Origin of the sequence: Methylobacterium sp. EM32 (genome assembly GCF_040593685.1) — a bacterium.
Taxonomy (GTDB): Bacteria; Pseudomonadota; Alphaproteobacteria; order Rhizobiales; family Beijerinckiaceae; genus Methylobacterium.
Genome location: NZ_JBEXZS010000220.1, coordinates 21,775 through 28,186 on the forward strand (window position 1 = coordinate 21,775; position 6,412 = coordinate 28,186).

7 protein-coding genes are annotated in these 6,412 nt (G+C 69.9%); 5 read left to right on the forward strand and 2 right to left on the reverse strand.

Features of this window, described 5'->3' with window-relative positions; translation table 11 throughout:
* Positions 1–29 precede the first annotated feature (29 nt).
* A complete protein-coding gene (locus ABZT49_RS28415) occupies positions 30–1,046 on the reverse strand; it encodes a zinc-binding alcohol dehydrogenase family protein (RefSeq protein WP_355291114.1) in 1,017 nt (338 codons plus the stop codon).
* Positions 1,047–1,143: 97 nt separating this feature from the next.
* Between ABZT49_RS28415 and ABZT49_RS28420 the strand changes: the two genes are divergently transcribed.
* Positions 1,144–1,524 (forward strand): helix-turn-helix domain-containing protein, encoded by a 381-nt coding sequence (locus ABZT49_RS28420; protein WP_355291116.1) that lies wholly within the window; start codon positions 1,144–1,146, stop codon positions 1,522–1,524.
* Positions 1,525–1,528: 4 nt separating this feature from the next.
* On the opposite strand, the gene ABZT49_RS28425 is transcribed toward ABZT49_RS28420, so the two are convergent.
* Entirely contained in the window at positions 1,529–1,738 is a 210-nt protein-coding gene (locus ABZT49_RS28425; RefSeq protein ID WP_355291118.1) for a hypothetical protein, read from the reverse strand.
* Between the two features lie 262 nt (positions 1,739–2,000).
* Here ABZT49_RS28425 and ABZT49_RS28430 point away from each other — a divergent pair, with 262 nt between their 5' ends.
* The 4 genes from ABZT49_RS28430 to ABZT49_RS28445 form a co-directional block, all read left to right on the forward strand.
* On the forward strand, positions 2,001–3,149 hold the full coding sequence (locus ABZT49_RS28430) for a histidine kinase dimerization/phosphoacceptor domain -containing protein (RefSeq protein WP_355291120.1): 1,149 nt from the start codon (positions 2,001–2,003) through the stop codon (positions 3,147–3,149).
* Between the two features lie 176 nt (positions 3,150–3,325).
* Complete coding sequence (locus ABZT49_RS28435; protein WP_355291122.1) at positions 3,326–4,663, forward strand: sugar ABC transporter substrate-binding protein; 1,338 nt, start codon at positions 3,326–3,328, stop codon at positions 4,661–4,663.
* The gene (locus ABZT49_RS28440) at positions 4,663–5,592 is read left to right on the forward strand and encodes a sugar ABC transporter permease (protein ID WP_355291124.1); all 930 of its coding nucleotides are present in this window, start codon (positions 4,663–4,665) and stop codon (positions 5,590–5,592) included. The genes ABZT49_RS28435 and ABZT49_RS28440 overlap by 1 nt, the downstream gene beginning before the upstream one ends.
* Positions 5,589–6,412 (forward strand): carbohydrate ABC transporter permease (locus ABZT49_RS28445; protein ID WP_355291126.1); only part of this gene is annotated, 824 nt, incomplete at its 3' end. The genes ABZT49_RS28440 and ABZT49_RS28445, both read left to right, overlap by 4 nt.

The window sequence follows — 6,412 nt, forward strand, 5'->3', positions numbered from 1 at the left end:
CAGCCGACGGAACTGCGCCTGACCGCCCCTCACGCGAACCCCTCCAGCACGATCTTCCCCTTCGCCCGCCCGCTCTCGAGGAGCGCGTGCGCCCGGCGCAGGTTCGCGGCGTTGATCGGCCCGAAATGGTCGGCGAGGGTGGTGCGCAGCTTCCCCGCCTCGACGAGCCGCGCCACCTCGTCCAGCAGCTCGCCCTGCGCCGCGATGTCGACGGTGCCGAACATCGGCCGGGTGAACATGAACTCCCAGTGCAGCGACAGGCTCTTGCGCTTGAGGAGCGACACGTCGAGCGTCGCCGGATCGTCGATCAGCGCGAGCCGGCCCTGCGGCGCCATCAGCTCGACGAGGGCCGGCAGGTGCGTGTCGGTGTGGGTGGTCGAGAAGACGACGCTCGGGGCGCCGAGGCCGAGATCCGCCACCTGTCGCGCCAGCGCCGCGCCGTGATCGACGACGTGATGGGCGCCGAGCTCCCGGCTCCAGGCCTGCGTCTCCGGCCGTGAGGCGGTGGTGATGACGGTGAGGTCGGTGAGCTGGCGCGCGAGCTGCGTCGCGATCGAGCCGACGCCGCCGGCCCCGCCGACGATCAGCACCGCCTTCGCCGCGCCCGGCACCGGCTTGCGGACGTCGAGCCGGTCGAACAGCGCCTCCCAGGCGGTGATCGCGGTGAGCGGCAGGGCCGCCGCCTCGGCGAAGGAGAGCGAGGCGGGCTTGTGGCCGACGATGCGCTCGTCGACGAGGTGGAACTCGGCATTGGTACCGGGGCGCTCCAGGGCGCCGGCATAGAACACCGCGTCGCCGGGCCGGAAGCGCGTCGCCTCGGGGCCGGCGGCGACGACGATGCCGGCGGCGTCCCAGCCCAGCACCTTCCAGCCCTCGGCTTCCGGCGCGGCGCGGCGGCGCACCTTGGTGTCGACCGGGTTCACCGACACCGCCCGGACCTCGACCAGGAGGTCGCGGCCCGTGGGCTCGGGGCGGGGAAGGGTAATGTCCTGGAGGGCGGCCTGGTCCTCGATCGGCAGGGAAGTCTGGTAACCGACGGCGCGCATGGGCGGGCTCCTTGATGACTGAAGCGGAGATGACCGCTACGATCGGAGTGCGCAAGAACGCACATGAAGCGCTCATAGTGTCGAAAAGGATACCGTGATGGCCCGCACCCGGCACCGCAGCCTGGATTGCAGCCCGGGCTGCGCCGTCGAGGCCACGCTGCAGCTGATCGACGGCAAGTGGAAGGGCGTGATCCTCTACCACCTGCTGGCCGAGGCGCCGGCGCCGGAGGACTCGCTCCGGTTCAACGCCTTGCGCCGCCGGATGCCGAACGTGACCCAGCGCATGCTGACCAACCAGCTGCGCGAGCTGGAGGCGGACGGGTTCATCCACCGCACGGTCTATGCCGAGGTGCCGCCGCGGGTGGAGTACCGCCTGACCGAGCGCGGCCGCAGCCTCGAACCGGTGATCCGGGCGCTCAAGGCCTGGGGCGACGCGCACTCGGCGCCGAATGGGGTCTCGACGGCGGACGCCGCCTGATCCGTCAGCGCGACAGGCTGCGGAAGGTGCAGATCCGGCCGCGATCCTCATAGCCCGCCGGACACTGCGCCACGCAGGCGCCGGCGGCGAATTTGAGGGGAGGGCGGCAGTAATACGCATCCTGCTGTGCCCGGACCGGCGGCGGTCGCAAGAGGCTCACCAGGATCGTCACGGCGGCGGTCAGGATGATCCCGAGGGCGACGAGGCGCAGCACGGATCCGCACTCCTGCGTTATGTGCACTGCACTGTATCATATGGAACAGAGCTAAGCACGAACAGTGCAGCGCTTGGACGGCGAACGGGGGGACGGGCCTGGGGATGGCGCCGTGCGGCATCCTGGCTTCGCGCTCCTGCGCGGTTGACCCGCCCCGGCGGACGTGGCCCCACTCCATCACGTTGTTCCGGTCACGCTGCCGGTCTCGCCCTCGAAGCACGGACCCCGCCTCTCGCGCAGGGAAAGGACAGGATTGCAGACGATGGCGGAGCTCAGCCGTCCGGATCTCGATTACCGCCTGAAGCAGCAGAAGATCCTGTCCGAGTTCGGCGTCGAGGCCCTGCGCGCCGACGATCTCGGCCGGCTGCTGCAGCGGGCGACCGAACTCTGCGCCGAGGGGATGTCGGCGCAGTTCTGCAAGGCGCTGGAATACAAGCCGGGTCAGGACACCCTGCTGGTCATCGCGGGCGTCGGCTGGGGGCCGAACGTCGTCGGCCACGCCCTCGTCGGGGCCGATCTCGCCTCGCCGGCGGGCTACGCCCTCAAGACCGGGCAGCCGGTGATCTCCAACCACCTCGAGAACGAGCGCCGCTTCCGCACCCCGCAGCTGATGGCCGATCACGGCGTGCGTCGCGCCCTCAACGTGCTGATCCGCAACCGCGAGGGCGATTTCGGCGTGCTCGAGGTCGACGACACCCGCGAGGGCCAGTTCGACGAGACCGACATCGCCTTCATGCAGGGCTTCGCCAACCTGCTCGGCGGCGCCATCGAACGCCAGCGCAGCGAAGCCCGGCTGCAGGCCGCCCTCGACCGGCAGGAGCTGCTGACCCGCGAGATGAGCCACCGGGTCAAGAACAGCCTCGCCACCGTGGCGGGCTTGCTCTCGCTCCAGGCCCGCACCACCGAGAGCCAGCAGGCCCGCGACGCCCTGGCGGATGCCCGCTCGCGGGTCGAAGCGGTGGCGCAGGTCCACGACCAGCTCTGGCGCCAGCCCGACCTCGCCGCGGTCGAGCTGTCGGGCTTCCTCGACAGCCTGTGCGAGAAGCTGCGCGAGAGCGCGCCCGGCCACGCCATCACCTGCGCGGCCCCGGCCATGCCGATCCCGGCCGACCTCGCGATCCCGCTCGGCCTGTTCGTCAACGAACTCGTCACCAACGCGGTCAAGTACGCCTATCCGGGCGCCCACGGCCCGGTGCGGGTCGAGGCGGTGCCGGCGGGCGAGGGCAAGGTCCGCCTCAGCGTCTCCGATGACGGCGTCGGCCTGCCCGAGGGGTTCGACACGGCGGCGGCGCGCCGCAGCCTCGGCATGCGGGTGATCCACGGCCTCGCCCGCCAGCTCGGCGGCGACCTCGCGGTGTCGGGCACGAAGGGGGCGCGCTTCGCCCTGACGCTGGATCTCGCCGCGCCGTAACCGTTGCGTACTGATTTTTCCGGGGCCGTCAGGTCGAGCCGCTTCCCACGGCTGCGCGTCTTGCACTAGGCTCCGGCAGCGCTGCCGCTGACGCGGCGCGACGGGGACGGAGCACCGGCCCCGAACCGAACAAGCCCGGGCGCCAGACCCGGGCGGATCGTCAAGGGCAGGAAACGATGGGCGAGTTCTCTCGCGGCGGGCCGACCCGCCGCCGCATCCTGGCATCCGGCGCCGCTGCGGCCGGTCTCGGGCTGATGGGCGCGCGCCCGGCCTTCGCGGCCGTGGACTGGAAGCGCCACGCCGGCACCACCCTCGAGGTCAACCTGATCAAGGGGCCGCGGGGCGACCTGCTCCAGCGCCACGCCGCCGAGTTCACGGCGCTGACCGGGATCAAGGTCAATTCCGAGGTCATCCCCGAGCAGCAGCAGCGCCAGAAGATCGTCATCGAGCTGACCTCCGGTCGGCCGAGCTTCGACGTGGTGCACCTGAGCTACCACGTGCAGAAGCGCCAGTTCGACAAGGCCGGCTGGCTCGCCGACCTGTCGGGCTACCTCAAGGACCCGAACCTGACCGATCCCGCCTTGCGCGAGGCCGATTTCAGCGCCGCCGGCCTGCAATACGCCAAGACGCCGAAGGGCGAGATGCGCTCGCTGCCGATGTCGGTCGACTACTTCATCCTGTACTGGAACAAGGAACTGTTCCAGAAGAAGAACGTCGCCTACCCCGAGACCTTCGACGACATGATGCGGGCGGCCGAGACGCTGACCGACCCGAAGGCCGGCACCTACGGCTTCGTCGGCCGGGGCCTGCGCAACGCCAACATGGCGCTCTGGGGCGCGTTCTTCCTCGCCTATGGCGGCCGCTTCCTCGACGACAAGGGCAACCTGCTGATCGACGGCCCGGAGGCGGTCGAGGCGACGAAGCTCTACCAGCGCCTGCTCACCAAGACCGCGCCCCCCGGCGTCGTCGGCTTCAACTGGATGGAGTCGATGGCGGCGTTCACGCAGGGGCGGGCCGCGATGTGGCTCGACGGCGTCGGCTGGGCGCCGCCGCTGGAGGATCCCAACGCCTCCCGCGTCGTCGGCAAGGTCGGCTACGCGGTCGTGCCGAAGGGCCCGAAGGACCACGCCTCGGCCACCTACGGCGACGGCATCGGCGTGACGGCGGCGAGCACCAAGAAGGAGGCCGCCTACCTCTACTGCCAGTGGGCGGTCTCGAAGATCATGGGCGGGCGCCTGCTCCAGGCCGGCGGCGGCGTGCCGTTCCGCGATTCGATCCTCAGCGACGCCGAGGTCCAGCAGGGCGTGAAGATGCCGCGCGAGTGGCTCGATTCGGTGATCGGCTCGTCGAAGATCAGCAAGCTCGGCCTGCCGGTCGTGGTGCCGGTGGCGGAGTTCCGCGACATCGTCGGCTCTGCCGTCACCGCCACCCTGTCGGGGGCCGACCCGGCGACCGAACTGAAGAAGGCGGCCGAGCAGTACCGGCCGATCCTCGAGCGCAGCGAGAAAGCCTGATGGCCCGGGCCGGCCTCGCGCCATCGTCCGTCGCGCTGGCGCCTGACGAGGCGCCGGCTTCTCGCTGGCGCCCGCCGGGCTACTGGCCCTTCGTGGTGCCGGCCCTGGTCGTCGTCGTCGGGGTGATCGTCTTTCCCTGGGCCTTCACCCTGTGGATGAGCCTGCACGAATGGAAGGTCGGGGCGGACCCGGCCTTCGTCGGCCTCTCCAACTACGCGCGGCTCCCCACCGATCCGCGTTTCCTCGACGCGGTGTGGCAGACGCTCGTCTACACCGCGCTCTCGGTGGTGCTGCCCCTGATCCTCGGCACGCTGGCGGCCTGCGTGTTCCACGCCAAGTTTCCCTTGCGGGGCTTCCTGCGCGGCGTGTTCATCCTGCCGATGATGGCGACGCCCGTCGCCATCGCGCTCGTCTGGACCATGATGTTCCACCCCCAGCTCGGGGTGCTGAACTACCTGCTCTCCCTCGTCGGCATCCCGCCGCAGCTCTGGGTGTTCCACCCCGCGACCGTGATCCCGTCTCTGGTGCTGGTCGAGACCTGGCAGTGGACGCCGCTCGTGATGCTGATCGTGCTCGGCGGCCTCGCGGCGCTTCCGACCGAGCCCTATGAGAGCGCGCAGATCGACGGCGCCTCGCTCTGGCAGGTCTTTCGCCACATCACCCTGCCGCTGGTGGCGCCGTTCCTGTTCGTCGCCGCGATGATCAGGATGATCGACGCGGTGAAGAGCTTCGACATCATCTTCGCCATCACCCAAGGGGGACCGGGGACCGCCTCGGAGACGATCAACATCTACCTCTACAGCGTCGCCTTCGCCTATTACGACGTGGGCTACGGTTCGGCGATCGCCGTGGTGTTCTTCCTCCTCATCATCGCCCTCGCCGCCGCCCTGCTGGTGGTCCGCAAGCGCACGCAAGGGGCGGTCGAATGAACGGGCGCTGGCTCCTCAAGCAGGCCGCCCTGCTCTTCGCCGTCCTGGTGATCGTCTCGCCGGTGATCCTGTTCTTCGTCTGGATGCTGTCGCTCTCGGTCAAGTACGAGATCGACAACGCGGCCTATCCGCCGATCCTGATCCCCGAGCGCCTCGCCTGGAAGAATTACCTCGACGTGCTCGAGTCGAACCGGTTCTCGACCTACTTCCTCAACAGCCTGCTGGTGACGGGGACGGCGACCGGGCTCGCCCTCCTCGTCGGAGTGCCGGCCGGCTACGGCATCGCCCGGATGAAGGCCGCCAAGGCGGCGGTGGTGATCCTGGTCGCCCGCATCACGCCGGGCCTGTCCTACCTGATCCCGCTCTTCCTGCTGTTCCAGTGGCTCGGGCTCCTCGGCACGCTGTGGCCGCAGATCATCATCCACCTCGTCGTCACGGTGCCGATCGTGATCTGGATCATGATCGGCTACTTCGAGACCACGCCGCTGGAGCTGGAGGAGGCGGCCACCATCGACGGGGCCAGCCGCTGGCAGGTGTTTCGCTACGTCGCGCTGCCTATCGCCAAGCCCGGCATCGCGGTGGCGATGATCCTGGCGGTGATCTTCTCCTGGAACAACTTCGTCTTCGGCATCGTGCTCGCCGGGCGCGAGACCCGCACCCTGCCGGTCGCGGTCTACAACATGATCTCGTTCGACCAGCTGAGCTGGGGGCCGCTGGCGGCGGCGGCGCTGATCGTCACCCTGCCGGTCCTGGTGCTGACGGTGTTCGCGCAGCGGCAGATCGTGGCTGGATTGACGGCGGGGGCGGTGAAGGGGGGGTG

Bases quoted from the DNA above. Each gene is read 5' to 3' on its own strand.
- ABZT49_RS28420 (WP_355291116.1), top strand. From the start codon at position 1,144: ATGGCCCGCACCCGGCACCGCAGCCTGGATTGCAGCCCGGGCTGCGCC.
- ABZT49_RS28440 (WP_355291124.1), top strand. From the start codon at position 4,663: ATGGCCCGGGCCGGCCTCGCGCCATCGTCCGTCGCGCTGGCGCCTGAC.
- ABZT49_RS28415 (WP_355291114.1), bottom strand. From the start codon at position 1,046: ATGCGCGCCGTCGGTTACCAGACTTCCCTGCCGATCGAGGACCAGGCC.
- ABZT49_RS28430 (WP_355291120.1), top strand. From the start codon at position 2,001: ATGGCGGAGCTCAGCCGTCCGGATCTCGATTACCGCCTGAAGCAGCAG.
- ABZT49_RS28435 (WP_355291122.1), top strand. From the start codon at position 3,326: ATGGGCGAGTTCTCTCGCGGCGGGCCGACCCGCCGCCGCATCCTGGCA.